This is a genomic window from Aeromonas crassostreae (assembly GCF_054052445.1).
In genome coordinates this window covers 1-228 of sequence record NZ_JBSTYM010000087.1, presented here as the reverse complement: position 1 = coordinate 228, position 228 = coordinate 1, and the positions used below count along the sequence as shown (strand labels likewise).

The 228-nt window shown below is 63.2% G+C and carries 1 protein-coding gene; it reads left to right on the top strand.

Going from position 1 to position 228, the window contains the following annotated elements; translation table 11 throughout:
- A partial coding sequence (locus tag ACW5W4_RS19005) for a transposase domain-containing protein (protein ID WP_456690427.1) occupies nt 1-228 on the top strand: 228 nt, incomplete at both ends.

Here is a 228-nt window from a genome sequence, read left to right as displayed (position 1 = left end):
TCTTCCGCAACGTCCCCATGACCCAACTGGTCAATCAGCTCGATATCCTGCTGCCCGGCGACCGCCCCTTCGTCGCCCCCAGCGCCTTCCTACAAGCTCGCCAAAAGCTTGGCCACAAGAGCATTGAGCGGCTGTTTCACGAGACTGCCACCCGCTGGCATCAACAGGCCAACCACCCCGGCTGGGCTGGACTGCAACTGCTCGCCGTCGATGGCGTGATGTGGCGCA